Annotated in this window: 23 protein-coding genes; 10 read left to right on the forward strand and 13 right to left on the reverse strand. The window is 57.9% G+C overall.

Going from position 1 to position 24,535, the window contains the following annotated elements; translation table 11 throughout:
• Nucleotides 1-5 precede the first annotated feature (5 nt).
• Nucleotides 6-410, reverse strand: coding sequence for a methylmalonyl-CoA epimerase (mce, locus tag ACR3EM_RS09810; protein ID WP_010441821.1), 405 nt, complete (start codon nucleotides 408-410; stop codon nucleotides 6-8).
• Between the two features lie 136 nt (nucleotides 411-546).
• Here mce and ACR3EM_RS09815 point away from each other — a divergent pair, with 136 nt between their 5' ends.
• A complete protein-coding gene (locus tag ACR3EM_RS09815; RefSeq protein WP_480470527.1) occupies nucleotides 547-1,263 on the forward strand; it encodes a response regulator in 717 nt (238 codons plus the stop codon).
• Nucleotides 1,264-1,446: 183 nt separating this feature from the next.
• Here ACR3EM_RS09815 and aspS read toward each other — a convergent pair whose 3' ends face one another.
• From aspS to ACR3EM_RS09835, 4 genes are all read right to left on the reverse strand, one after another.
• Nucleotides 1,447-3,222: an aspartate--tRNA ligase gene (gene aspS, locus ACR3EM_RS09820; RefSeq protein WP_480470528.1), complete on the reverse strand. Its 1,776-nt coding sequence runs from the start codon at nucleotides 3,220-3,222 to the stop codon at nucleotides 1,447-1,449.
• Between the two features lie 79 nt (nucleotides 3,223-3,301).
• Nucleotides 3,302-3,973 carry a CPBP family intramembrane glutamic endopeptidase gene (locus tag ACR3EM_RS09825; protein ID WP_480470529.1) on the reverse strand — a complete coding sequence of 224 codons (672 nt, stop codon included), beginning with the start codon at nucleotides 3,971-3,973 and terminating at the stop codon, nucleotides 3,302-3,304.
• A complete protein-coding gene (locus tag ACR3EM_RS09830) occupies nucleotides 3,970-4,617 on the reverse strand; it encodes an aminotransferase class IV family protein (protein ID WP_480470530.1) in 648 nt (215 codons plus the stop codon). Before ACR3EM_RS09830 ends, ACR3EM_RS09825 begins: the two co-directional genes overlap by 4 nt.
• A complete protein-coding gene (locus ACR3EM_RS09835) occupies nucleotides 4,572-5,699 on the reverse strand; it encodes an aminodeoxychorismate synthase component I (protein ID WP_480471916.1) in 1,128 nt (375 codons plus the stop codon). Before ACR3EM_RS09835 ends, ACR3EM_RS09830 begins: the two co-directional genes overlap by 46 nt.
• A gap of 177 nt (nucleotides 5,700-5,876) precedes the next feature.
• Between ACR3EM_RS09835 and carB the strand changes: the two genes are divergently transcribed.
• On the forward strand, nucleotides 5,877-9,221 hold the full coding sequence (gene carB / locus ACR3EM_RS09840) for a carbamoyl-phosphate synthase large subunit (protein ID WP_480470531.1): 3,345 nt from the start codon (nucleotides 5,877-5,879) through the stop codon (nucleotides 9,219-9,221).
• A gap of 103 nt (nucleotides 9,222-9,324) precedes the next feature.
• Complete coding sequence (locus tag ACR3EM_RS09845; protein ID WP_480470532.1) at nucleotides 9,325-9,735, forward strand: VOC family protein; 411 nt, start codon at nucleotides 9,325-9,327, stop codon at nucleotides 9,733-9,735.
• An 18-nt stretch (nucleotides 9,736-9,753) separates the two neighbouring features.
• Here ACR3EM_RS09845 and ACR3EM_RS09850 read toward each other — a convergent pair whose 3' ends face one another.
• The 3 genes from ACR3EM_RS09850 to ACR3EM_RS09860 are packed head-to-tail and all read right to left on the reverse strand — an operon-like array spanning nucleotide 9,754 to nucleotide 14,307.
• Complete coding sequence (locus tag ACR3EM_RS09850; protein ID WP_480470533.1) at nucleotides 9,754-12,795, reverse strand: efflux RND transporter permease subunit; 3,042 nt, start codon at nucleotides 12,793-12,795, stop codon at nucleotides 9,754-9,756.
• Between the two features lie 10 nt (nucleotides 12,796-12,805).
• Complete coding sequence (locus ACR3EM_RS09855; RefSeq protein WP_480470534.1) at nucleotides 12,806-13,843, reverse strand: efflux RND transporter periplasmic adaptor subunit; 1,038 nt, start codon at nucleotides 13,841-13,843, stop codon at nucleotides 12,806-12,808.
• Nucleotides 13,840-14,307: a MarR family winged helix-turn-helix transcriptional regulator gene (locus tag ACR3EM_RS09860; RefSeq protein ID WP_480470535.1), complete on the reverse strand. Its 468-nt coding sequence runs from the start codon at nucleotides 14,305-14,307 to the stop codon at nucleotides 13,840-13,842. Before ACR3EM_RS09860 ends, ACR3EM_RS09855 begins: the two co-directional genes overlap by 4 nt.
• 154 nt (nucleotides 14,308-14,461) lie before the next feature.
• On the opposite strand from ACR3EM_RS09860, the gene ACR3EM_RS09865 reads away from it, so the two are divergent.
• A complete protein-coding gene (locus ACR3EM_RS09865; RefSeq protein WP_480470536.1) occupies nucleotides 14,462-15,586 on the forward strand; it encodes a beta-ketoacyl-ACP synthase III in 1,125 nt (374 codons plus the stop codon).
• Between the two features lie 211 nt (nucleotides 15,587-15,797).
• Nucleotides 15,798-16,403 carry a hypothetical protein gene (locus ACR3EM_RS09870; protein ID WP_480470537.1) on the forward strand — a complete coding sequence of 202 codons (606 nt, stop codon included), beginning with the start codon at nucleotides 15,798-15,800 and terminating at the stop codon, nucleotides 16,401-16,403.
• 112 nt (nucleotides 16,404-16,515) lie between these two features.
• Here the strand turns inward: ACR3EM_RS09870 and ACR3EM_RS09875 are convergent, their stop codons facing one another.
• Entirely contained in the window at nucleotides 16,516-16,977 is a 462-nt protein-coding gene (locus ACR3EM_RS09875) for a hypothetical protein (RefSeq protein ID WP_480470538.1), read from the reverse strand.
• Nucleotides 16,978-17,335: 358 nt separating this feature from the next.
• Between ACR3EM_RS09875 and ACR3EM_RS09880 the strand changes: the two genes are divergently transcribed.
• Nucleotides 17,336-17,914, forward strand: a complete 579-nt coding sequence (locus ACR3EM_RS09880) for a thymidine kinase (protein ID WP_480470539.1) — start codon at nucleotides 17,336-17,338, stop codon at nucleotides 17,912-17,914.
• A 36-nt stretch (nucleotides 17,915-17,950) separates the two neighbouring features.
• Here ACR3EM_RS09880 and ACR3EM_RS09885 read toward each other — a convergent pair whose 3' ends face one another.
• From ACR3EM_RS09885 to ACR3EM_RS09900, 4 genes are all read right to left on the reverse strand, one after another.
• Nucleotides 17,951-18,289 (reverse strand): tRNA-binding protein, encoded by a 339-nt coding sequence (locus tag ACR3EM_RS09885; protein ID WP_480470540.1) that lies wholly within the window; start codon nucleotides 18,287-18,289, stop codon nucleotides 17,951-17,953.
• A complete protein-coding gene (gene proC, locus ACR3EM_RS09890; RefSeq protein ID WP_480470541.1) occupies nucleotides 18,282-19,097 on the reverse strand; it encodes a pyrroline-5-carboxylate reductase in 816 nt (271 codons plus the stop codon). Before proC ends, ACR3EM_RS09885 begins: the two co-directional genes overlap by 8 nt.
• 36 nt (nucleotides 19,098-19,133) lie before the next feature.
• Nucleotides 19,134-19,634, reverse strand: a complete 501-nt coding sequence (locus ACR3EM_RS09895; protein WP_480470542.1) for a type III secretion system chaperone family protein — start codon at nucleotides 19,632-19,634, stop codon at nucleotides 19,134-19,136.
• Nucleotides 19,635-19,948: 314 nt separating this feature from the next.
• Complete coding sequence (locus ACR3EM_RS09900) at nucleotides 19,949-20,197, reverse strand: accessory factor UbiK family protein (RefSeq protein ID WP_010441801.1); 249 nt, start codon at nucleotides 20,195-20,197, stop codon at nucleotides 19,949-19,951.
• A 97-nt stretch (nucleotides 20,198-20,294) separates the two neighbouring features.
• On the opposite strand from ACR3EM_RS09900, the gene lgt reads away from it, so the two are divergent.
• The 4 genes from lgt to ACR3EM_RS09920 all read left to right on the forward strand — a co-directional run bounded on the left by lgt (nucleotide 20,295) and on the right by ACR3EM_RS09920 (nucleotide 24,511).
• Nucleotides 20,295-21,179, forward strand: a complete 885-nt coding sequence (lgt, locus tag ACR3EM_RS09905) for a prolipoprotein diacylglyceryl transferase (RefSeq protein WP_480470543.1) — start codon at nucleotides 20,295-20,297, stop codon at nucleotides 21,177-21,179.
• Complete coding sequence (locus tag ACR3EM_RS09910) at nucleotides 21,176-22,243, forward strand: class I SAM-dependent methyltransferase (protein WP_480470544.1); 1,068 nt, start codon at nucleotides 21,176-21,178, stop codon at nucleotides 22,241-22,243. Before lgt ends, ACR3EM_RS09910 begins: the two co-directional genes overlap by 4 nt.
• Nucleotides 22,240-22,998: a peptidoglycan editing factor PgeF gene (pgeF, locus tag ACR3EM_RS09915; protein ID WP_480470545.1), complete on the forward strand. Its 759-nt coding sequence runs from the start codon at nucleotides 22,240-22,242 to the stop codon at nucleotides 22,996-22,998. Before ACR3EM_RS09910 ends, pgeF begins: the two co-directional genes overlap by 4 nt.
• Before the next feature lie 730 nt (nucleotides 22,999-23,728).
• Nucleotides 23,729-24,511: a Hint domain-containing protein gene (locus ACR3EM_RS09920; protein WP_480470546.1), complete on the forward strand. Its 783-nt coding sequence runs from the start codon at nucleotides 23,729-23,731 to the stop codon at nucleotides 24,509-24,511.
• Nucleotides 24,512-24,535: the final 24 nt, after the last annotated feature.

A 24,535-nucleotide genomic window follows, 5' to 3' on the forward strand; every position in this document is an offset into this window, starting at 1 on the left:
CGGCGTCAGACCTGTTCCAACTCAACTAGGCAACCGTTGAAATCCTTGGGGTGCAGGAACAGAACCGGTTTGCCATGAGCACCGATCTTAGGTTCACCCGACCCAAGAACGCGCGCGCCGGTCTCTTTCAGGTGGTCGCGTGCGGCGATGATGTCCTCGACCTCATAGCAAACGTGGTGGATGCCACCCGACGGGTTCTTTTCGAGGAATCCGTTGATCGGACTGTTTTCACCCAGCGGGTACAGGAGTTCGATCTTGGTGTTGGGCAGTTCGATGAACACGACAGTCACCCCATGATCGGGCTCATCCTGCGGCGCGCCAACCTTGGCCCCCAAAGCGTTGCGATACTGGGCTGAAGCGGCCTCGAGGTCGGGAACCGCGATGGCAACATGGTTGAGACGACCGATCATGGAACTCTCCTTCCGTTCTGCGTTGCAGCGGTTATGGGGTCTGTCCCGTCAAAGGGCAAGTGCGCCAAAACGCGCGTTAACCCTGTATTAGCCGGAAGTTCCTAGCGTGAGGCATCTGCTAATCAGGAGTTCTGCCATGGACGATTCGGGACCTTTCGCCCCTCCGGCGCTGGCCACCAAGATGCGGCCGCTGCTGGGCCAGACCATCCTTGTGGTCGAAGACAGCCGCTATGCCTGCGATGCAATTCGCTTGATGTGCCTGCACAGCGGTGCACGTATCCGACGTGCGGACTGCCTGAAATCGGCACGGCGTCATCTGCAGATATACCGTCCCTCGGTGCTGATCGTCGATATGGGGCTGCCGGACGGCTCTGGCGCTGATCTGATCGCTGAACTCACCCACGCGGTGCCGCGAATAGCGGTCATCCTCGGCATGTCAGGCGATGACAATTCCAAATCGGTCGCCTTGCGTGCGGGGGCAGATGGATTTCTGGCCAAACCTCTGAACTCACTATCCTATTTCCAAAAAACAATCCTTGAGCTTTTGCCCGAAGATCGCCGACCCAGCGACTTAGATGCGGTGCGCGATGAAATCGTTCATCCTGATCCTCTGGCTTATCAAGACGATATGGCCCATATCGCTGATGTGCTGACCGGACCGACCAATCAGCAAACACTGGATTACGCGGCGCAGTTTCTGCAAAGCGTGGCGCGGGATGCACAGGACACTGTCCTCGAAGATGCAGCACTTCGGCTTGCCGCATCGCGAAGGCAGGGGGCTCCGGTCACGGCTCAAGCGGCGCGGGTCGCTGGCCTTGTGCAGGAACGCCTCGAACGGCAGGAGGCGATCTGAGATGCTGACGGCCTATTTCCTGACTGCATCCTTCTTGTTTATCTGGCTTTACCGCCAGACGCGTCAGACCGCGAAGCATATCCGCAGCAATCGTCGGAACATGCATAACCCGCTAGACTGACGTCTGGCGTAAATCTTCGACACTCATAACGAAAACCGCCCGCGCGAGGCGGGCGGTTTCGATCAGTCCTGCGGGATAATGCGCAGACCCAGCTCCATCAACTGATCCGAAGTCGGATCGGACGGCGCATCCATCATCAGGTCTTCGGCGCGCTGGTTCATCGGGAACATCATGACCTCGCGGATGTTGGCCTCATCGGCCAGCAGCATTACGATCCGGTCGATCCCTGCGGCACAGCCCCCGTGCGGTGGGGCGCCGTAGTGGAAGGCATTAAACAGAGCACCAAAACGGGATTTGACCTCATCCTCGCCGTAACCAGCCAGTTCGAAGGCTTTCAGCATAATCTCGGGTTTGTGGTTCCGGATCGCGCCCGAGACCAGCTCGTACCCGTTACAGGCCAGATCGTACTGATAGCCGCGTACGTCCAGAGGGTTGCCCTGCAAAGCGTCCATGCCGCCCTGCGGCATCGAGAACGGGTTGTGTTCGAAGTCGATCGCGCCAGTTTCTTCGTCTTGCTCGTAGATCGGGAAATCCACGATCCACGCGAAAGCAAATCGATCTTTCTCGGTCAGGTTCAGATCCTCACCGATCACGTCACGGGCCTTGCCAGCGACCTTTTCAAAGGCTTTCGGCTTGCCACCTAAGAAGAAGGCGGCATCGCCAACGCCCAGCCCCAGTTGCTGACGGATCGCCTCGGTACGCTCTGGGCCAATGTTCTTGGCCAGAGGTCCCGCAGCCTCCATTCCTTCGCCCTGATCGCGCCAGAAGATGTAGCCCATTCCGGGCAGACCTTCTTTCTGCGCAAACGCGTTCATGCGGTCACAGAATTTACGGCTGCCACCGGTCGGCGCCGGGATGGCGCGGATTTCGGTGCCCTCTTGCTCCAACAGCTTCGCGAAAATCGCGAAGCCAGACCCGCGGAAGTGGTCGGAGACCACTTGCATTTTAATAGGATTGCGCAGGTCGGGCTTGTCAGTGCCATACCACAGCGCTGAATCCTTGTAGGAGATTTGCGGCCATTCCTGATCGACTTTGCGGCCACCACCAAACTCTTCAAACACACCCGTGAGAACGGGTTGGATGGTGTCGAACACGTCTTGTTGCTCAACAAACGACATCTCGAGGTCGAGTTGGTAGAAATCGGTCGGCGAGCGGTCGGCGCGCGGGTCTTCGTCACGGAAGCACGGCGCGATCTGGAAATATTTGTCGAAACCCGACACCATAATCAGCTGCTTGAACTGCTGCGGTGCCTGCGGCAGCGCATAGAACTTGCCCGGATGCAGGCGCGATGGCACCAGAAAGTCGCGCGCGCCTTCGGGCGACGAGGCGGTGATGATTGGCGTCTGATATTCGCGGAACCCCTGATCCCACATCCGACGGCGCATCGAGGCGACAACGTCCGAGCGCAGGGTCATGTTCTGCTGCATCGCCTCGCGACGCAGATCCAGATAGCGATAGCGCAGACGCGTTTCCTCGGGGTATTCCTGATCCCCGAAGACCATCAGCGGCAACTCATCAGCGGCACCCAGAACTTCCAGCTCACGCACATAAACTTCGATCTCGCCGGTGGGCAGCTTAGGGTTCACCAGATCAGCGTCGCGGGCTTTGACCGTGCCATCAATGCGGATACACCACTCGGACCGCACTTTCTCCAGCTCAGCAAAGGCCGCGCTGTCGCCGTCGCACAGAACCTGCGTTACGCCGAAATGGTCGCGCAGGTCGATGAACAGCACGCCGCCGTGATCTCGGACACGATGCACCCAACCGGACAGGCGGACGGTTTCACCGACATTGGCGGCGGTCAGAGCGGCGCAGGTGTGGCTGCGGTAGGCGTGCATGGATCATATCCCTTCGGGCGCAGAATTCGTCGCGCCGATACACCCCGTCGGGCATAGAAAGTCAAGGCAGGTCGCGCCGTCAAAACGGCCTTTGCACGTTGCCCGAGTAGAAATAGATCCCCAATCCTGCTGCAAAGATGATGTTGCCCGCGATGGCGTGCAACAAAACGGCGTAGAAGAACGACCCTCGCTTGTCGTAGGCCCAGGTAAATAGCAACCCTCCGACAAATGTCATGATGGCAACGATCCAGCTCCAATACATCAGGTGAGCGAGCGAAAAGAGTGCCGCGTTGAGCCAATAGGCGGCATATCCCTTCGGCAGGATTGCGTGATAGCGGCGAAAGAACAGCGCGCGAAACAGCAACTCTTGCGGCAAGGCCGAAGCGAGCGGGTAACCGACCCAGATGAAGGCCAGCAACTCGGGCCGGTGCTTCAACAGGGCAAAGGCAGCTTGCGGTCGCAGTGTCAGGACAAGGGTTGAGCAGACGGATGCCATCGCAATTGTGAACAGCAGAACCTCGCCCCAGGACCAGTTTCGCCAGCCATAGCGAAGCTCGGCCCACGAAAATCCGGGCGTGCTGTGCAGCAAGACAATACCCAACCCGGTGAACGCAAAGAGCGACGGAAACATCCAATCTGGTGGAAAGAGCACTGCGATCAGAACCGGTACGGCGAAGTAGAACAGCCCAAACTCGAGCTTCAGTCGCTGCACGGCAGCTGGGCGCGCAGCCCATTCGTTTTGCCTGCTCACGGTGTTACAAGCTCCGCCCGGATCAACCCTCGCAGCGAATTGCCGAAGTGGATCGTTTGCGCCTTCTGCAGATCGGCCAGGGTCAGCACCGCCTCTGTCGTGTTATCGTGCTCCAGCATCTCTTCGCGCAGAACTCCAGGCAAAACCCCACTGGACAGTGCAGGCGTCAGGCACGGCCCGCCGGGCATCTCAAGAAACAGATTGGTGATCGTGCCTTCGCATACCTCATCTCGTTCATTGAGAAACAAGAGCTCATCAACACCAGCAGGCAGGTTCGCACGCGCTCTGTCATAGATAGCCCGACGGGTGGTTTTGTGCCGCAGCCAGATATCCGACGAAGAAAGGCGCTGCTCAGCCACACCGACACGCCAGAGCGGCGGGTTCGGGGCCAAATCTCCGGCCGTCAAATCGAGTTTTCCGCATGCATCCAATGTCAGGCGACAACGCAGCGGGGTTTTCCCAGATACCGAATTCACGACCGCCTGAGCAGCGGTCCAGTCGAAGTCAATCTGGAACGCCTTGGCTGAGCGGGCCATACGGGACAAATGACGATCCAGCCGCACAAGCCCTTGCCCCGGCCGAAAAGCCAGCGTTTCGATCAGACGGAAATCAAGCTCAGCTGGTGGGCGAAGCGGGCTTTCCATAGCGCCTCCTCATATTCCGATGGGGCGGTGCTGTCCCAGACCAGCCCGCCGCCCACGTTCAGGGTTGCCTTGCCGTCCTCGACCATGAGCGTCCGGATGGCCACATTGAATTCAGACCGTCCATCAGGCGCGGCCCATCCGATGGTGCCGCAATAAACATCGCGCGGCCATGGCTCCAACTCCGACAATATCTCCATGGCGCGAATTTTTGGCGCGCCGGTGATTGAGCCGCAGGGAAACAGTGCCGTCAGAATATCCGATAGGCCAACCCCAAGATGTAATTGCGCCTGCACCAGCGATACCATCTGATGAACCGTCGCATAGGTTTCGACCTTGAACAGTTCGGGCACTTTGACCGAGCCCGCCAGCGCCACGCGGCTGATATCGTTGCGCAGCAGGTCGACGATCATCAGGTTCTCAGCGCGGTTCTTTTCATCTGATGACAAGAAAGCCCTACGACGTTCATCTTCGACCGGGTCCTCGCTGCGCGGCTGGGTTCCTTTCATCGGGCGCGTTTCGATCCGGCCCTCGGCATCGGTGCGAAAAAACAACTCAGGAGACCGGCTGAGCAGGTCGGGTAACCCCTCCTGCTCGACCAAAGCACCGTGACCAACAGGCTGACCAGCTGTGAGCGTCGCATACAGTGCGTCTGACTCTCCGGTCACCTCAAGGTCGATTGGAAACGTCAGATTCGCCTGATAGATATCACCGGCGCCAATAGCGTCGTGCACCGTCCGGAAGGCCTGTGTATACCTGGCCTCATCCCAGCGGGGCTGAAACGCCGTGACACCGCCCAAGTCCTTTGGCAGACCAACGCGATCCGGCTCTCCGTACACGCCAAAACACAGCAGCGGCAGCCGTCGCCCCTCGGGCAGGCGATCCGCCAGACGCGGCTCCAACACATAACCCAGTTCATAGCTTGCGTAGCCGGCCAGCCAGGCCCCATCTGCACGCGCCTGATCGAGCGCCGCCAGAGCCTGGGGCACCTCCTCCGCACTATCCGCGCGGATGATTTTGGATGGACGCTCAAACCGGGTGCCACGCCCGGCTGGTCCCTGATCGAAACGAATACGCAAGTGCATCCTCATTTGCCGTGCTGCGCGATATAGAGGATACGCCAGCAGGTGAAAGGGGGGAAAGCGGCAATTTCGCCCCTGTTTCCGATAGCTCTTGCACCTTTTCGCGCGGTCCCTATAACGCAGGACAATTTGGGCGCTGGGGCGGTGCCCTGACTCGCGGACAATCGAAGGAACAAGGCCATGCCGAGAAGAACCGACATCCAGTCGATCATGATAATCGGGGCGGGCCCCATTGTTATCGGTCAAGCTTGCGAGTTCGACTATTCCGGCGCTCAGGCTTGTAAAGCGCTGCGTGAAGAAGGCTACCGGGTCATTCTGGTGAACTCGAACCCCGCGACGATCATGACCGATCCCGGTCTGGCGGACGCGACTTATATCGAGCCGATTACCCCAGAAGTTGTTGCCAAGATTATCGAGAAAGAACGCCCCGATGCCTTGCTGCCCACTATGGGCGGACAGACCGGCCTGAATACCTCGCTGGCGCTGGAAGAGATGGGCGTTCTGGACAAGTTCGGCGTTGAGATGATCGGCGCCAAGCGCGACGCCATCGAGATGGCCGAAGACCGCGCCCTGTTCCGCGAGGCGATGGACCGGTTAGGTCTTGAGAACCCTAAGGCGACCATCGTCACCGCCCCCAAACGTGAAGACGGCTCCACCGATCTGGACGCCGGTGTCCAGATGGCACTGGATGAGCTTGAGGAAATCGGCCTTCCCGCCATCATCCGCCCTGCCTTTACACTGGGCGGCACCGGCGGCGGTGTGGCTTATAACCGTGAGGATTACATCCATTTTTGCCGCTCGGGCATGGATGCGTCTCCGGTGAACCAGATCCTCGTCGACGAAAGCCTGCTGGGCTGGAAGGAATACGAGATGGAGGTGGTGCGCGACACTGCCGACAACGCCATCATCGTCTGTTCCATCGAAAACGTCGACCCGATGGGCGTGCACACCGGTGACTCGATCACCGTGGCCCCAGCGCTGACACTGACCGACAAAGAATACCAGATCATGCGCAACGGCTCGATTGCTGTTCTGCGCGAGATCGGCGTCGAGACCGGTGGTTCGAACGTACAATGGGCGATCAACCCCGATGATGGCCGTATGGTTGTGATCGAGATGAACCCGCGGGTGTCGCGGTCGTCCGCTCTGGCCTCCAAGGCGACCGGTTTCCCGATTGCCAAGATCGCGGCCAAACTGGCCGTGGGCTACACGCTGGACGAGCTGGACAACGACATCACTAAGGTCACCCCGGCCTCGTTCGAGCCGACCATCGACTATGTCGTCACCAAAATCCCGAAATTCGCATTTGAGAAATTCCCCGGCTCCGAGCCCTATCTGACCACCGCCATGAAATCGGTCGGTGAAGCGATGTCCATCGGACGCACCATCCACGAATCGATGCAAAAGGCGCTGGCCTCGATGGAATCGGGCCTGACCGGCTTTGACGAGATCGAGATACCTGGCCTGAACGTCGGCGTCTGGGAAATGGCCGATGACAAGGCCGCCGTGATCAAGGCAATCAGCCAGCAGACCCCCGACCGTCTGCGCACCATCGCACAAGCGATGCGTCACGGTCTGACTGATGACGAAATCTTTGGTGTCACAAAATTCGACCCATGGTTCCTGACTCGCATCCGCGAGATCATCGAAGCCGAGCGTCAGGTCCGCAAAGACGGGCTTCCCGTTACCGAAGAGGGCATTCGCGCGCTGAAAATGCTCGGTTTCACCGACGCACGTCTGGGCAACCTGACCGGCCGTGACGAAGACAATGTCCGCCGCGCCCGGCGCAATCTGGGCGTCAATGCCGTGTTCAAACGCATCGACACCTGCGCGGCCGAGTTCGAGGCCCAGACGCCCTACATGTACTCGACCTACGAAGCCCCCATGATGGGTGACGTCGAATGCGAGGCACGCCCAAGCGACCGCAAAAAGGTCGTCATCCTCGGCGGTGGCCCGAACCGGATCGGCCAAGGCATTGAGTTCGACTATTGCTGCTGCCACGCCTGTTTCGCACTTACCGAGGCCGGGTATGAGACCATCATGGTCAACTGCAACCCCGAGACGGTCTCGACCGACTATGACACCTCGGACCGTTTGTATTTCGAACCGCTGACCTTCGAACACGTCATGGAAATCCTGACCAAAGAGCAGGAAAACGGCACGCTGCACGGTGTGATTGTTCAGTTCGGCGGCCAGACCCCGCTGAAACTGGCCAACGCTCTGGAGGCTGAAGGCATTCCGATCCTCGGCACCACGCCCGACGCGATTGACCTGGCCGAAGACCGTGAACGCTTCCAAGCGCTGGTCAACGATCTGGGCTTGAAACAGCCGAAAAACGGTATCGCCTCGACCGACGAGCAAGCGCTGGAAATTGCCGAAGAGATCGGCTTCCCGCTGGTGATCCGCCCCTCCTACGTTCTGGGCGGTCGCGCGATGGAAATCGTGCGTGATATGGATCAGCTGAAACGCTATATCAACGAGGCCGTTGTGGTTTCTGGTGACAGCCCGGTTCTGTTGGATAGCTATCTGGCGGGCGCGGTTGAACTGGACGTGGATGCGCTGTGCGATGGCACTGATGTTCACGTGGCGGGCATCATGCAGCATATCGAAGAGGCTGGCGTGCACTCGGGCGACTCGGCCTGTTCGTTGCCACCTTATTCGCTGTCGGCAGAGATCATCGAGCAGATCAAGGATCAGGCGTTCAAATTGGCCAAGGCTTTGAATGTTGTGGGTCTGATGAACGTACAGTTCGCGATCAAGGATGATGAAATCTATCTGATCGAAGTGAACCCCCGCGCCTCGCGTACTGTACCCTTCGTGGCCAAAGCGACCGACAGCGCGATTGCATCCATCGCTGCGCGTGTCATGGCTGGTGAGAAACTGGCGAACTTCCCGCAGCGCCCCGCATATCAGGAAGGTCAGGACACCAAGATTGCCGATCAGATGACTCTGGCCGACCCGAACATGCCGTGGTTCTCGGTGAAAGAGGCCGTGATGCCTTTCGCCCGCTTCCCCGGCGTCGACACCATCCTAGGTCCGGAAATGCGCTCAACTGGCGAGGTCATGGGCTGGGACCGTGACTTCCCGCGGGCCTTCCTCAAGGCGCAAATGGGGGCTGGCATGGTCCTGCCTTCCTCGGGACGTGCGTTTATCTCAATCAAAGATGCCGACAAGGGCAAAGCAATGCTTGAGGCCGCCAATGTTCTGGTTGAGCAAGGATTTGCGTTGGTTGCGACCCGCGGCACGCAGGGCTGGCTGGAAGAACAGGGCGTCGCCTGTGAGGTGGTCAACAAGGTCTATGAGGGTCGCCCCGATGTGGTCGATATGCTGAAAGACGGTCAGGTGCAGTTGGTGATGAATACAACTGAGGGCGCGCAAGCGGTCGAGGACAGTAAGGCCATCCGCTCCATCGCGCTCTATGACAAGATTCCATATTTCACCACAGCTGCGGGATCGAACGCCGCAGCGCTGGCGATAAAGGCACAGGCCGAGGGCGATGTTGAGGTGAAATCGCTGCAGGGCTAAACCTTAGCAACAGCACGTATGAATTGACCCCGGCCTCGGCTGGGGTCTTTTTTCTTCCCCTTCGTGCTCGTGGCCCACATGATGAGAGCAAGGGGGAGCGTTCATGGATCTCTACACCACAAACGGAAGCAACGACCTGCCGCGGGCCATCCGCTTTTATGATGCGATCTTTGCAGTCCTTGAGCAGCCGCGCCTGCCCGGATGGATCGATGGCTGGGCGGGATGGGGCACCGATCCCGATAGTGGAACCGGCTTTTGGATCTGCAAGCCATTCGATGGAGCACCCGCCAGCATCGGCAATGGTACAATGATCGCTTTTCCCGCAAAAAGCGCCGATCAGGTCCGGCGGTTCCATGCCATCGGTCTTGAAAACGGCGGCATGGATGAGGGAAAGCCGGGCATCAGGCCCCATTACCAACCCGATTTCTATGTGGCTTATCTGCGTGATCCTGATGGCAACAAGCTATCTTGCTTTTATTGCCATCATGATCCCGAGACAGAGGTGGGCGGCTGAATCTGCCGCCCGTTCCTATTAGTTGACCGCCAGACGACGTTTTTCTTCGCGGTTGAAGAACATCATGTAGAAGACCGGCGCGGCAACCATGGTCAGGATGGTGGCAAAGGCCAGTCCGCCCATGATCGTGACCGCCATAGACACAAAGAACGCATCCGTCAGCAGCGGAGCCATCCCCAGAATGGTGGTGATCGCCGCCAGCATCACTGGGCGCAAACGCGAGACTGACGCTTCGACGATGGCGGGGCGCAGAGCTTTGCCTGTGGCGCGGACCAGATCGATTTCCTCGACCAAGACGATGCCATTTTTGATCAGCATGCCCGAAAGGCTCAGCAGCCCCAGCAACGCCGTGAAAGTGAATGGCAGGCCCGTTCCAAGAAGACCGATGACCACGCCATTCACAGACATCGGAACCAGCAGCCAGATGATGACAGGTTGCCGGATCGCGTTGAACAACAGCACTGAGATCAACACCATGATCAGCAGGCTCAGAGGCAATTGCCGCCCAAGGCTGGCCTGAGCGTCGCCCGAATCCTCGAACTCGCCGCCCCATTCCATGCTGTACCCAATCGGCAATTCCATCTCTTCAATGGCGCTGCGTACTTCGGAATGAACCTGAGCCGCAGTCATGTCGGGGGGGATGTCGGCGCCAACCGTAATCGTAAGCACTCGGTCACGTCGATGAACCAGCGTGTTGAGCGCCTTGTATTCGAACCCATCCACCATCTGTTCGATGGGTACGAACCGTTCCGACTGATCGGAATAGACCACCTGATCGACAATCGAATACTCCCCATCCGCAGGACGGCGCAGGATGATCGGTATCTGGCGGTCACGCTCACGCAGAACACCCCCGGTTATGCCATCGGTCGAGAATTGCAGCGTGGCCGCGATATCCTCGCGCGTCACCCCTGCGGTCTGGGCACGTTCGGTTGCATAGATCGGCTGCACAGCCAGTTCCTGTTCGCGCCAGTCGTGATGCACATGCAGCGCATTCGGGGATGCGGCTGACATGCGTTGCACAGCCTCTTCAGCCAATTGACGCAGAACAATCGGATCACTGCCCGAGAACCGGGCCTGGATCGGATCGCCGCCACCGGGGCCAAAGATCAGACGTTTAGTGCGGAACTCACCTTCGGGGAACTGGGCCGAGCCGAACGCCTCTAGATCGGCCTGCAGGGCAGGGATATCGTCCAGTGTCTCGGTACGGATGATCATGTGGCCATAGCTTGGGTTCGGTTTCTCTGCCGAATAAGTCAACATGAACCGTGTCGCCCCCTGCCCCACAAACGTGGCGACCGAAACGACATCATCACGTTCGGCCAGCCAGCCCTCGAACACGGCCATATCTTCGGCAGTGCGCGCAATCGGCGTTCCTTGCGGCAGCTTGTAGTGCACGAAGAACAGCGGCGTGTTCGAATTGGGGAAGAACTGCTGCTTCATCAATCCAAAGCCCGCGAAGCAGGCGACTGTGATTCCGATCAACCCGGCAACCACCAGCCAGCGGAACCGCAGCGCCCAGTTCAAGATTGCACCATAGACGCGGAACAGAATGCCGCCATAAGCGTCAATCTCACCCTCTTTGCCCTGTTTGAAGAAATAGTGCCCCAGCAGAGGCGTCACCGTGATCGCCAGCACCCAGCTCAGCAATAGTGAAATGCCGATCACAGCGAACAGCGAGAACAGGAACTCTCCGGTCGCATCGGGGCTGAGCCCGATCCCCGCGAAGGCCATGATACCGATCACTGTTGCACCCAGCAGCGGGATTTGCGTTTTTGAGGCCACATCTTCCGCCGCATCACGAGAATTTTTGCCCCGCAACATCGAGATCTGCATCCCTTCAGCCACAACGATGGCGTTGTCAACCAGCATCCCCATGGCGATGATCAGGGCGCCCAGCGAGATGCGCTCCATTTCAATCGAGAAAATCGACATGAAGAGCAGCGTGCCCACCACGGTCAGCAACAGGGTCGAGCCCACGACGATGGCCGCGCGCCAACCCATGAAAATGCCCAGAACGGCGACCACGATGCTCACCGACATGGCGAGGTTCAGCAGGAAGGCGTTTGAGGCTTCATCGACAACAACATGCTGCTGATAGATGGGCAGGATTTCGACGCCAAAGGGAATTTCGGAATCCAGTTCGGCTAGTTTGGCATCCGCGCGCTGACCGACTTCGACGATGTTTTCAGTGGCCAGCCCGGCGATGCCCAACGTGAAGGCCTCGGTCCCGTTGAAGCGGATCATGATATCGGGATCGTTCTGCCGCCCACGATAGACGTCGGACATATCGAACAGGTTGATCACCTGCCCTTGCGACCCGACCGAAAGTCCGGCGATGGCCGACACGCTGTCCGATCCCTCAGCCGTCAGGATGGTCGTCCGATCACTACTAGACCGCAGCGAGCCCGAGGCGTTGACCGAATCCGCATTTACGATGGCCTCGTTGATTGCCTGCAGCGGAACGTTCTGATTGACCGAGATCGACAGGTCGGGTTCGATAAAGATCGCCTCATCCGGCAAGCCCTGCACCTCGACATCGGCGACGCCGCTGACTGTCAGCAATTCGCGTCGCAGAAAGGTTGCCAGTTCGTGTTTCTCAGCGTCCGAGAACCCGTCGGCGGTAACCGCATAAAACAGGCCGAACACATCCCCGAACCCGTCATTCACATACGGTACGCCAACGCCCGAGGGCAGCCCGCGTGCCGCATCACGTACCTTGGCACGCAGGCGGGTCCAGATATCGGGTAGCTCGTTGCCGTCATAGGTGGACTTGATCTCAACCTCGATCAGCGACTGGGCCGGCTGATTGACAGAGGTGATAATGTCCACCTCGCCCATCTGTTGAATGGCAGATTCCAACGGTTCCGAGACCTCAAGCGCGACCTGCTCGGCCGTGGCACCAGGGTATTGTGTGGCGATCACTGCTTGTTTGATCGTAAAGGCCGGGTCTTCAAGGCGGCCCAGTGACGAGAAACCCCAAATGCCGCCGAACAGGGCGATCAGGATGAACAGCCACGTATATAGTGGCCGGTCTATCGAAGCGCGTGCGATGCTCATGAAAGCGCCCTCAGTTCGAGAAACCGACAAAGCGGCGGACGGCCTGACCATCAGTCAGCGCCCCGCCGCCAGCCACAACGATCTCATCGCCATCGGACAAACCGGTAAGCACGCGGACATCGCCACTCTGTGTAGGTTCAATCGTAACGGGGACCCGGCGGACGGTGCCTTCGCCGGAACCGACCGGAGAAAAGACCAGAACGCCCAGCGCGCCGCTGGCATCCGCGACAACGGCCGTCGGTGGAATGATGATCCCGGTACGCTCATCCTGCACCTGAACCGTGACCGTTACGGATGAGCCAGGCAAAATCTGCAGCCCCTCGGGCGGTGTCAAACCGAATTGGATGCGGTAAGTCTGGCCCACGCTTGAGGATTCAGCATCGAACTCTCGTATCTCCAGCGGAAAGATCTCATCACTGACCGGGAACTTGGCAGTGATCGTAATGTCATCCTGCTGCCCGGAGCGCTGAAACAGGATTTCGGGCACATCGACCTCAATCCTTAGCTCGGACATATCGTGGATTCGCACGATGGGGGTGCCTGCAGAAACGGTGCTAAACGCCTCGACCGCGCGGCTTGAAACCAACGCATCGAACGGAGCGGTCAGCGTGGCGTGTTCCAACTCATATTCTGCGTCCCGTACCGCAATCGCAGCCAGTTGTGCCGCGGTTTCGGCATCATCTACAGCCACCTGACTGGCTGCTGTACCACGCAGGCGCGACAGTCGGGCCAGGGTTCGATCAGCCTGATCCTTCTGCAGACGCGTGCGGTCGCGCTGCAACTCGAACGGCTCCTGATCGAGACGGGCAATCAGTTCACCCTTTGGGATAACAAACCCTTCGGTCACAGGCATCTCGACAATCTGTCCAGCGACCTGAAACGCCAGATCAACAGTCTGACGCGCAGCGACACGGCCAAAGAACTGGCGTGAAAAGCCGGGCGCTGTTTCGCTGACCTGCATCAGTTTCACGGGCTTGGCAGGCTCTTGCGCAATGGCGGGTGCGGTCAAAACGGCCAGCGCAAGGCAAACAGAGGTCAGGAGTTTCATTTCTTCAGTCCCTCGGGGATTCCGGTTTTCAGGATATTGTCGCGAATTTTGCGCGCCAGACGTGCAAACTCGGCAGTTTCTTCAGTGTTCAGGCCAGAAGCGCTGCGGAATAGCTCACCAGCGACAGCCACCAGCATGTTACGGGCTTCTTCGCCCTGCTCGGTTAGAACCAAAAGCCAGGCGCGGCGATCTTCGGGGTCGCGTTGCCGGGTCAGATGACCCGAGTGCTCCAGCGCATCAGCGGTCGCCGTGATCGTAGACGGCACAGTCAGCATATCCGCAGCCAGCACGCCCATACGTTTGGGCACATCCAGTTTGATCAGCATGTGACATTCCTGATGGCTCAGGTCTGTTTCGATGCTGTCAAAGCTCTCTTCCAGTTTCCAATAAAGCGCATAGACGCCCATCATCGCCTGAATCTCAGGGCTAAGGCGTCCTAGTCGGGTGCTGATCTCGTCTGACATGGGTCTTTTCCGTCCGAATCGCCGGGGAATATACTTCGAGTTATGAACTATTCAAGTTATGAAGCGGAAGACCGCGCATTCCCTTGGGTCAACACATCTTGATCAACGATCGAAGGAATTGCATTTTGTGCAGATCATTAAATCAGGGCCCGCCATGTACACTCCTGCCATCACCGGTACCGGTGTCTATACGCCAGAAAACGTCATCACCAATGCCGAACTGGTGGAAGCTTTCAACGCCTATACCGACCGGATGAATGCTGAGAATGCGGATGCGATTGCAGCGGGCGAAATGGAACCGATGCAGCATTCTTCGGAAGAGTTCATCGTCAAGGCGTCGGGGATAGAGAACCGGTATGTGATGGACAAAACCGGCGTCCTGAACCCCGAGATCATGCACCCTTCGCTGCGACAGCGCAGCGATGACGAGCCGGGCATCATGACCGAGATGGCGGTGGATGCGTGCCGCATGGCGCTGGCACAGGCCGGACGCAGTGCCGAAGATGTCGATCTGGTGATCTGCGCCGCCTCAAACCACGAACGCGCCTACCCGGCGATTGCCATCGAAATTCAGCAGGCGCTGGGGATCGATGGGTTCGGGTTTGACATGAATGTCGCCTGCTCCTCAGCCACGTTCGGTATTCAGGCGGCGGCTGATATGATCCGCTCGGGCTCGGTCCGGGCGGCGTTGGTGGTGAACCCCGAGATCTGCTCAGGCCATCTGGAGTGGCGGGACCGGGATTGTCACTTCATCTTCGGGGACGTGGCCACTGCAACGCTGGTCGAACGGATCGAGGACGCCGAAGGCCCGCATTTCGAGATCCTCTCGACCCGTTGCGCCACATCTTTTTCCAATAACATCCGCAACAACAACGGCTTCCTGCGCCGTTCCCGCCCTGATGGTGTGATCGACCGTCGCGATATGCAGTTCATGCAGAACGGGCGCAAGGTGTTCAAAGAGGTTCTGCCGATGGTCAGCAAGCATATCAGCGACCATATGGACGCCGAAGGCATCAACAGCGATGATCTGAAACGGCTCTGGCTGCATCAGGCCAATAAAACGATGAACGATTTCATCGGTAAAAAAGTTCTGGGCCGCGAACCGGAACCGGACGAACAACCCAACATCCTGCAAGATTACGCCAACACCTCTTCTGCGGGTTCGATTATTGCATTTTCAAAGCACTCAGATGATCTGAACGATGGCGATGTCGGGCTGATCTGTTCATTTGGCGCAGGCTATTCAGTGGGGTCCGTGATCGTCAAACGGCACGGCTGATCCGCAGGGCCTGCGGTTTTCCGGGCAGGGCCTCTCTGCTTTCTCAAGAATTTTTCAGACAGGCATAACGTCTCCTTCATATCGGAGTTCCACATCCTCATCGGATGCCCAGCGCATTCAGGGAATGTGGACGAAGGAGCACCTATTAATGCGTAAATATTATTCACGAGTTGGAATGGCTGCCCTGGTTGCAGCGCCATTTATTGGATTCATGGCAACTGAAACGAAGGCGGCTGAATCGCAGGTTTGCACTGTGAATACCGCGAAAACTGCTGCGAATGCCGGTGATTATGGCACGCTGTGCGATTGCTCGCAGGTGACGCGCGGGTTCGTGTCTTATCTGCAGAAACGGTCGGATTTCGACACGATTCTGCAGAATACATCGACGCAATGCCTGGGGTTAGCAGAGCTTCTGACTGATTTACCGACCGCATCAATTTCGAGCGCAAACTTTGGCGAAGATCGCAACAGCGATCGCTCAAACAGCACCTCTGGTTCCGGGGGCTCCGGAACCTCGGGCAATAGCTCAGGGGGCGATAGCGGCGGCGGAAACAACTCAGGAAATGATGGAGGCGACACGCCCAGTGACGGAGGCGGCAAACCCGGCGATGGGGGTGGCAAGCCCGGTGGCGGCGATGACAAACCTGGAAAGGGTGGTGGCAAAGGTAATCACGGCGGTGACAAACCCGGCAAAGGTGGCCACGGAGACAAGCCAGGCAAGGGCAAAGGTGGCGCCAAGGGCAATAACGGTGGCGGGAATGGCCCTGAAGGGGCTAGCCCTGGTCGCGGCAAGAATGCCAACAACGACGAAGGCTAATTCACGAAGGTTCACCCTTCATAAAACAAAAAGGCGGCGCACTGGCCGCCTTTTTTTGTTGAAATCTAATCACGGATCAATGCGGAGGCCTGGCATCGAACGGAGCGTCAGATCAGCTGACGCTTTCTTCTTCCAGATGAAGTTTCATCTCGATCAGGACCTGTTGCAGCATACTGGTTTCTTTCAGCAGGCGTTTGGCCTCGTTGACTGTGATGATTCCGTCTTCGATGGCCGACTGATATTCGGTCATCAGCATCGCAAACCGCTGGCTCAGCGCGATAACATCTGAATTCACACCACCTGTACGCGGGCTGTCCGAGTTACGACCATCATAAGACAGCGTGATATTTTTGAGCTCAGCAAGAGCAGCCGTGACATGCGGATAGGCCGCTGCATTCTCTAGGCGTGCAACCGCGTCGACCGGCATGAAGCGGTCTGCATGTTCAGGGTTGTCGGAATAGTATCTTCCCAATGTCGCTTTGGACTTTCCGGTGATCTCGCACGCCGCTTCGATCCCGACATCCTTTACCAATGCCTCGGTATGCTTCTTCAGATAGGCCCCGATATCTGCCATTTTGCTACCCTTGTTACCTGCGCTCACTTTCCCCCGCCTGTCCAAACCGGGGAAAGGGTAGGGAAATTTCCCATATTCGAGTCATAATTGAAATGCCATAAATTAACTATCCCTCAGATATGCAGGGGTTTTGTGAGTGAGTGGCGGCCGTTCGTGCCGGTAAAGAGTGAATGTAAGGCAACATTTTTAGCCTTGCTCGTTAAGGCCGCATGTAGGCCGACGACGCCGCTGTTGAGGGCGCGGGGTTCTCCATCCCCAAGAGCATCTGCTCGGCCCCGGCAGCCGCAACGGCGGCGTCGCTTTGAATTGCTCATCGATAGGCTTGCCCCTGCGGATCGCGGGAACTAGACCAAGCGCCATGGCAAAGCTCTACTTCAACTATTCCACCATGAACGCTGGTAAATCGACCGTGCTGCTGCAGGCTTCGCACAACTATCGCGAGCGCGGCATGAACACTTATCTGATGACCGCAGCCATCGACGGGCGCGCCGGTGAGGGGCGGATTGCCTCACGGATCGGTATTTCGGAACGGGCTGATACGTTTCAGCCCCAGGATGACGTCTTTGCGATGATCGAAAATCGCCTAAGCGAGGGAGCTGTTGCCTGTGTCTTCGTGGATGAGGCGCAGTTCCTGTCCGAAGAACAGGTCTGGCAACTGGCCCGAGTGGTCGACGATTTAAAGGTTCCGGTTCTGGCCTACGGGCTGCGGGTAGACTTTCAGGGCAAGCTGTTTCCCGGTTCGGCAGCCCTGCTGGCGCTGGCTGATGAGATGCGTGAGGTCCGCACCATCTGCGAATGCGGACGCAAAGCAACCATGGTGATTCGTCAGGACGAAAACGGCAACACCATCACCGAAGGCGCACAGGTTCACATCGGAGGGAATGAGACCTATGTCTCGCTCTGCCGTAAACACTGGCGCGAGGCGGTGGGCACCTGAAGAGCGCCGGGCGAAAGACGGCGTTCGACCTCTTCGTCAGTGCATTCGCCCGCCAATCGGAACCTCGCCATCCGGGCCGATCAGGACAATCTCACCCGTTTCGTCCGGCAGACCCAGAACCAGCACCTCGGACATGAACTTGCCGATCTGGCGTGGAGGGAAATTGACCACCGCCATCACCTGTTTGCCCACCAACGTCGCCGGGTCGTAATGCGCGGTGATCTGGGCCGAGGTTTTCCGCTCACCAATCTCATCGCCAAAGTCGATCCACATCTTGATCGCGGGTTTGCGGGCCTCGGGGTAAGGCTCGGCGCGGATCACCTTTCCGACGCGGATATCGACCTTTAGAAAATCGTCAAATGTAATCTCACTCACGAGATAGCTCCTTGGATCGGTCAGTTGCGGCCTTGACCGCGCGATGCAGCAGGTCGGGGAAGCCTTGCTTTTCATGCATCAGCACCTCAAGCGCGGCCTGAGTGGTACCATTTGGCGAGGTGACATTGACCCGCAGTTGCGAGGGGTCTTCCTCAGCCGTCATCGCCAGCGCTCCTGCCCCGGCAACCGTCGATTTGGCCAACTTCATGGCCAGGTCGTGCGGCAAACCCTGTGCCTGACCAGCTGCGGCAAGTGTTTCAATCAGGTGAAAAACATAAGCCGGACCCGATCCGCTGAGGCCGGTGACCGCATCCATCTGTGCCTCGGTCTCCAGGCGAACGGTTTCTCCTATGGCGGATAACAGATTTTCGGCGAGCGTCACATCTTTGTCCGATGCGTCAGAATTGCCGATCAGCGCAGTAATCCCCTGCCGGATCGCCGCCGGTGTGTTCGGCATGGCGCGCACGATTGGGGTACCTGCGCCCAAAACTGATTCAAATGTGGCAATCGACGTGCCCGCAGCGACCGAAACGAACAGGCTGCCACCTCCGCCAAGCGCTTTGATCGCAGGCAGAGCCTCCCCCATCATCTGCGGCTTTACCGCCACAAGAACGACGGCAGGCGCTTCGGGCAAAGGTGTGTTGATATTGACGCCCTGCGCCTTCAACCAATCCGAAGGATAGGGATCGATGACCCAGACTGAAGATGCAGGAAGGCCATGCTCCAACCATCCGGCGAGCATGGCCGATCCCATCTTGCCGCATCCCAGAAGCACCAGCCCCTGCTCGGCGACGCGTGACATGTCCATGATTGCCCCTCTCCTTATTCGTCTCGGGGCAAAGCTTTACGCGCGGCCGTAGGCCTCTGCAATGGCGACTTGCATCGCCTCTTCGGGATCGCGATTACCCCATGTCACCAGTTGGATCGCAGGATAATAGCGCTCGGCGCTCAGCACGGCTGCGTTGATCATGGTATCAATCTGCTCGGGGCTGGCCATCTGCCCCCCGGCCAGCACCAGACCATAGCGATAAACCATCAGCTTCTGATTGGCCCAATAGGTAAACGCCCCGGCCCAGCATTGATCATTCATCTTGTTCAACAGCTCATAAAGCTGAGATTCCCGCTCGGACGGCGGGTCCATTTCGAATGAGCACACCATGCGCAGTGTTTCGTCGTAATTCGACCAGGCCAATGTGATTGAATATGTGCGCCACTGTCCTTCGACAGCCATTGCAATCTGATCATCCCCGATCCGGTCAAAATCCCAGTCGTGATGTTCTGCAAGATGTTCAACAATGTCGATCGGATGAAGGTCTTCTTCGAGATACTGCTCGGAAAGGGCCATAATGCCACCTCACTAATCTCTAGCATTTTGGGGCTGGCAGCGCCCCAGCGCTAGTTGCCTGCTCTACAAGCCGGGCTTCCCCAGTCTGTCTGTACTAAATATGGTGCGACGCGAGCGAAGTTCTGGCAACCCTATTTATTGGGGATAACAGCAATAAGTTGTGGACAGCCTGCAACGCCGATCAAAATATTGGCGTTTGATGCAGCTTTATCTTGATTAAGCCCCACAAAGCGGCAAAATACACAACACCGCACAATCCAAATCAGGATTGCGCGGCGGATGTCTTTGCCCAAAATTCTAATTTTTTTAGGACGTTACTTGTCCAGCTTCGCCTCAAGCGCGGCGATACGCTGTTCCAGCGCGGCGTTTTCCTCGCGTGCTTTCTGTGCCATGGCACGCACGGCATCGAATTCTTCGCGGGTAACAAAGTCGCGGTCGGCCAGCCACCGATCCATCATCGACTTCATCGCATTTTCCGCCTCTTCCCGCGCCCCTTGCGCCACGCCCATGGCGTTGGTCATCAGTTGAGACATATCGTCCAGAATCTTGTTGCGGGTTTGCATGGGCTTTCTCCGATTTCACGATTGCTCTCTATATGGGTAAAGAATGGCCCGGGCTCAAGGTTGACTTGCCCCGTAAACCCCGGGCAATGAGACGCACATGCAGGCTGTTCTGAATTTCCCCGATCTCTCCTCCGAGCTGTTCTCGATCTCGCTGTTCGGAATGGAGTTCGCGCTGCGCTGGTATGCGTTGGCCTATATCGTCGGCATCCTGATCGCCTGGCGTATGGCTTTGATGGCATTGCGCAGACCAGATCTTTGGCCCGGCCAGACCCCTCCGATGAAACCCGAACAACTTGAGGATCTGGTCACCTGGATCATCGTCGGCGTGATTTTAGGCGGGCGCCTCGGGTTCGTGCTGTTTTATCAACCCGCTTACTACCTGTCGCATCCGCTTGAGATTCTGATGGTCTGGCAAGGCGGTATGGCCTTTCACGGCGGGCTGTTAGGTGTGATCATCGCCACATACCTCTATGGCAAACGACACCAGCTGCCTCTCCTGTCGCTCGCAGATCTGGTGGCCTACACAGTTCCCCCCGGCCTTTTGCTTGGACGATTGGCCAACTTTACCAACGCTGAGCTTTGGGGTCGCCCAAGCGACGTCCCTTGGGCCGTGATCTTCCCTGGACCCGCAGCGCAGAACTGCCCCGACGTGGTCGGGCTCTGCGCCCGTCACCCATCGCAACTTTACGAAGCAGCGCTTGAGGGGGTGCTGCTAGGTGTCGTTCTGATCTGGCTGGCCTATCGGCGTGGGACGTTTCAGAGACCCGGCTTTATTATGGGGATCTTCCTCACCGGCTACGGCGCATCGCGATTCTTAGTCGAGTTCTTTCGCCAGCCCGATGCCCAGTTCGTCTCGCCCGGGAATCCGTTGGGGCTGGCATGGCATGTGGGAGGTTACGGCCTAACCATGGGTCAGCTTCTGTGTGTGCCGATGATCGCGCTCGGTCTGTGGTTCGCACTTCGCGCACGGCGCGTGTCATGAGCCTGAAAGATCATTTATTGGCACGCATCGAAAACGATGGCCCAATGACCATCGCTGATTACATGACTGAATGCCTGCTGCACCCGCTTCACGGCTACTACAGTACCAAAGACCCGTTTGGTGCACGCGGCGATTTCATCACCGCACCGGAAATCAGCCAGATGTTTGGAGAGATGATCGGCCTCTCGCTGGCACAATGCTGGTTGGATCAGGGTCGCCCTGATCGCTTCGCCTTGACCGAACTCGGCCCGGGGCGCGGCACGCTGATGGCAGATATTCTGCGTGCAACGAGTCAGATCTCTGGCTTTCACGATGCCGCGCAGATCACATTACTTGAGGCCTCGCCCACCCTGCGTAAGATTCAGTCCACAACCCTTGACGCTTTTGCGCCCAAATGGGTCGACACTATCAACGACCTTCCGGATCTGCCGATATTTCTGGCCGCCAATGAGTTCTTTGACGCTCTGCCGATCCGCCAGTTCCTGCGCGATGGCGATGGCTGGCGCGAGCGGTTGATCGGCAATGCAAATGGCGCGCTGACCTTCGGCCTCGGACCTCAATCGTCTCAATCAGCGCTGAACGACCGGCTGATCGACACACAGGATGGGGATCTGGTCGAACTCTGCAGCGCCTCCGCCCCGATCCTCAGCGTCATTGCCGAGCAGATCGCCCGCAATGGGGGAGCTGCTTTGATCATTGATTATGGCGATTGGCACTCGCTGGGCGATACTTTGCAGGCTGTGCAAAACCATAAGGCCACTGACGCCCTAGAGGCCCCGGGCCAGGCTGATCTGACAACGCATGTGGATTTCGAACCGCTTGCCCAAACAGCCCGCGCTGCCGGATGTGCGCATACGAGGCTGACACCCCAAGGTGTGTTTCTCGAACGGCTCGGGATCACCGCGCGGGCGCAAGCCCTTGCCGCACCACTCGGCGGGCCTCAGCTTGAGGCGTTGATTGCTGCACATCGACGGTTGACGCATCCCGATGAAATGGGAAACCTGTTCAAGGTGCTGGGCCTCTACCCGCCAAACGCTGCGCCGCCACCGGGACTGGAAAAATGACGCTGGAAATACTGACTTCGGACATTCTGTCCCCTATTCGGCACGGGTTCTTCAGCCGCCGTGGCGGCGCGTCTTCAGGTGTATTTTCAGGTCTGAATTGTGGCACCGGGTCGTCAGATCTGGCTGAGGTGGTCGCCCTGAATCGCAAACGCGTCGCCGATGCAATGGAGGTGGCACCCGAGGCAATGATCGGCGTGCATCAAGTTCACTCTCCCACCGTAGTGACTGTCGACGAACCGTTTGAGGGCAACAGACCCAAAGCGGATGCCGTCGTTACCGCAACGCCAGGTCTTGCCCTGACAATCCTGACGGCCGATTGCCAACCGGTTCTGTTTGCTGATCCCGACGCGCATGTAATTGGCGCAGCGCATGCCGGATGGCGCGGCGCATTGGACGGCGTGCTCGAGGCGACACTGGATGCGATGGAAGCATTGGGGGCGCAACGAAAAAACATTACCGCGGTGATCGGCCCGACCATCTCGCAGCGCGCCTATGAAGTGGGACCAGAGTTCCTCGACGATTTCATGAGCGACTCGCCCGACAACACGCGTTTCTTTGCAAATGGCAAGGGCGACCGGATGCATTTCGACCTTCCCGCATTCGGGCTGCACCGGCTGCGTCAGGCAGGAATCGGACAGGCAGAATGGACCCGTCATTGCACATATTCCGACCCTGACCGGTTTTATTCCTATCGCAGGTCGACCCATGCCAATGAGGCCGACTACGGCCGCCTGATTTCTGCGATCAGATTGTAGTTCCGCACCCAAATAAGGCAGAGCTGCCCAGATTTCGCCACATTTGTTGTGTTTATCTAAGTCAGAATCGTCTCAAATTTTCGCCAATGCTCAGACGGTTACCTAATTTTAGGGCAACCAACGGCTGGCAACACAATAAAAGAGGTAATTGGAACCTTCATTTTGTCCTCAATTCATCCCGGTACAGCCTTATGGGTGCCGCAAATCAGCGTCACATTAGGTTCACAAACGGAAACAGGGGCGGTTTGCTCCATCGAAGCAGGACAAAGATATGAAAACGAAATCACGCTTTCTCAATGCCGTCTTCGCGGCGGTCAGAGACCAGGAACCGGAAATGCCCTGGAAGCGGGTTTCAAGTCACTCTGTCAGAGTCGCGCGCCGTCTGGCCGCACGTCGCTGACACGAGAGCACCCCACGAGGCCAGCTGCCGGCCTCATAGGGCAAAGCGCGTATCGGATGTAGCTCCGGTCCGGTGTGCGCGGTCGCAGATGGGTTTGCGGCCATGTTTCGGAGTGTGTCTGCAGCAGGCAATTGTCGCCTGCGGTTAACGAGTTTGTCTGGGGGGTCATGAACTTGGCCAAAATACTGCTATTTTCTCTCGCGGCGCGGTGCCTTTGCGGCGTCCAACCTGCGTTTGCCCATTTCAAAAAAGACAAAGAACAAGGTCGCCTTGCGGGACTGCACGGGGGTTCATCCCGCCAGGGCGAATTTTAGAGGGGACGGAATATACATGAGTATTCCAAATTCACTGGCCCGTGCGGCCAGAAACGCGGTCGATACATCTGCGCTGCTGCGCGATACGCCGCGCACGACAACAACACCAAAGGCGCAGCTGCGGCGCTATGAAGTAAGCACTCTGCTGAAAAATGGGGATATTTCGCAGACGCGCCACATTGCGCCGGCCCTGCCGATGTTCGAAGACGCATTCTGCGCCTTCACCCGCGGTTCGCTGGTGGAGACATCGCAAGGGCCCATGGCAATCGAAGATCTGCTGCCCGGCGACGAAGTGTTGAATCAGGATGGAGCACCCGAGACCGTTCTTTGGAAAGGATCGGTTACGCTGATCCCTGGGCGTGAGGACTCACGAGGTCGGACGCGCCCGTTGACCCGTATCATGGCTGACACTTTCGGTATGCAGAAACCAATGTCGGGTGTCATCGCCGGACCGGCGGCTCGGCTACTTGGAACACCCGCACATCTGCGTCATCTGAACGGCGGTCAGCAGATGCTGACACCGGTGCACGAGTTTCAGGACGGAATGGGTGTCATCGAAACATTACCGCCCACTCCAGTGGAACTGTTTCACATTTGTGTGGCGCGCCATTCAGTTATTCGCGTGGACGGTTTGCAATTCGAGACCTATCATCCGGGCGTAAATGCCGTGCGAATGATCAGTCACTCTTTGCGTTCGATCTATCTGAATCTATTCTCTCATATCGAATCGCTGAGTGATTTCGGCCCGTTGCTGTTGCCACGTGCCGGAGATGGTGAGATTGACGCTCTCACTGCTTAAAATGTTAACGATTACTGCAAATGT

It is taken from the genome of Ruegeria sp. AH3, assembly GCF_056536265.1.

Coding starts and splice junctions, on each gene's coding strand:
- mce (WP_010441821.1), bottom strand. CDS start 410: ATGATCGGTCGTCTCAACCATGTTGCCATCGCGGTTCCCGACCTCGAG.
- ACR3EM_RS09815 (WP_480470527.1), top strand. CDS start 547: ATGGACGATTCGGGACCTTTCGCCCCTCCGGCGCTGGCCACCAAGATG.
- aspS (WP_480470528.1), bottom strand. CDS start 3,222: ATGCACGCCTACCGCAGCCACACCTGCGCCGCTCTGACCGCCGCCAAT.
- ACR3EM_RS09830 (WP_480470530.1), bottom strand. CDS start 4,617: ATGGAAAGCCCGCTTCGCCCACCAGCTGAGCTTGATTTCCGTCTGATC.
- ACR3EM_RS09835 (WP_480471916.1), bottom strand. CDS start 5,699: ATGCACTTGCGTATTCGTTTCGATCAGGGACCAGCCGGGCGTGGCACC.
- carB (WP_480470531.1), top strand. CDS start 5,877: ATGCCGAGAAGAACCGACATCCAGTCGATCATGATAATCGGGGCGGGC.
- ACR3EM_RS09845 (WP_480470532.1), top strand. CDS start 9,325: ATGGATCTCTACACCACAAACGGAAGCAACGACCTGCCGCGGGCCATC.
- ACR3EM_RS09850 (WP_480470533.1), bottom strand. CDS start 12,795: ATGAGCATCGCACGCGCTTCGATAGACCGGCCACTATATACGTGGCTG.
- ACR3EM_RS09855 (WP_480470534.1), bottom strand. CDS start 13,843: ATGAAACTCCTGACCTCTGTTTGCCTTGCGCTGGCCGTTTTGACCGCA.
- ACR3EM_RS09860 (WP_480470535.1), bottom strand. CDS start 14,307: ATGTCAGACGAGATCAGCACCCGACTAGGACGCCTTAGCCCTGAGATT.
- ACR3EM_RS09865 (WP_480470536.1), top strand. CDS start 14,462: ATGTACACTCCTGCCATCACCGGTACCGGTGTCTATACGCCAGAAAAC.
- ACR3EM_RS09870 (WP_480470537.1), top strand. CDS start 15,798: ATGGCAACTGAAACGAAGGCGGCTGAATCGCAGGTTTGCACTGTGAAT.
- ACR3EM_RS09875 (WP_480470538.1), bottom strand. CDS start 16,977: ATGGCAGATATCGGGGCCTATCTGAAGAAGCATACCGAGGCATTGGTA.
- ACR3EM_RS09880 (WP_480470539.1), top strand. CDS start 17,336: ATGGCAAAGCTCTACTTCAACTATTCCACCATGAACGCTGGTAAATCG.
- proC (WP_480470541.1), bottom strand. CDS start 19,097: ATGGACATGTCACGCGTCGCCGAGCAGGGGCTGGTGCTTCTGGGATGC.
- ACR3EM_RS09895 (WP_480470542.1), bottom strand. CDS start 19,634: ATGGCCCTTTCCGAGCAGTATCTCGAAGAAGACCTTCATCCGATCGAC.
- ACR3EM_RS09900 (WP_010441801.1), bottom strand. CDS start 20,197: ATGCAAACCCGCAACAAGATTCTGGACGATATGTCTCAACTGATGACC.
- lgt (WP_480470543.1), top strand. CDS start 20,295: ATGCAGGCTGTTCTGAATTTCCCCGATCTCTCCTCCGAGCTGTTCTCG.
- ACR3EM_RS09910 (WP_480470544.1), top strand. CDS start 21,176: ATGAGCCTGAAAGATCATTTATTGGCACGCATCGAAAACGATGGCCCA.
- pgeF (WP_480470545.1), top strand. CDS start 22,240: ATGACGCTGGAAATACTGACTTCGGACATTCTGTCCCCTATTCGGCAC.
- ACR3EM_RS09920 (WP_480470546.1), top strand. CDS start 23,729: ATGAGTATTCCAAATTCACTGGCCCGTGCGGCCAGAAACGCGGTCGAT.